This is a genomic window from Xenorhabdus santafensis (assembly GCF_033949405.1).
Taxonomy (GTDB): domain Bacteria; phylum Pseudomonadota; class Gammaproteobacteria; order Enterobacterales; family Enterobacteriaceae; genus Xenorhabdus; species Xenorhabdus santafensis.
In genome coordinates, this window is record NZ_VCDN01000538.1 from 1 (window position 1) to 432 (window position 432).

Sequence of the window (432 nt, forward strand, 5' to 3'; positions counted from 1 at the left end):
TCATTCCAGATGCCACATGCACAGGACCAGGAGCTCCCATACCAATACCAATTAACTTGCTTTTTAATTCGCCTAACTCTTCTAATTTTTTATCAATTGCCTTCGCTACGTCAAGTGTAATATGTTTTCCTTGCTCATTTGTATTCGTAGGGATTTCCCACTTATGTAAAATTTCACCGTATACATTAATAAATGCTAATTTAATCGTTGTACCACCAAGGTCAACACCAACTAACCATTTCTCTTCCATGTTGCTTACCTACCTTTATCTAATTCTTATTTAGCTCTTTTTGAATTTCTTGCTTCAACAAAAATAAAGCTGTTTGATAGTCTTGTGGATCGATTAGCTGTGATTGATTTAATTCACGCAATTCATCTTGCATTAATTGTAAATCTGCAATTCGATCTCCCGTATAAATAATCGTACCAAAT

1 protein-coding gene and 1 pseudogene are annotated in these 432 nt (G+C 34.5%); both read right to left on the bottom strand.

The window, feature by feature from the left end; translation table 11 throughout:
- A pseudogene (gene glcK / locus FE392_RS23320) lies at positions 1–250 on the bottom strand (glucokinase); the annotation flags it as partial.
- 19 nt (positions 251–269) lie between these two features.
- A complete protein-coding gene (locus tag FE392_RS23325; protein ID WP_500692726.1) occupies positions 270–422 on the bottom strand; it encodes a YqgQ family protein in 153 nt (50 codons plus the stop codon).
- Positions 423–432 lie beyond the last annotated feature (10 nt).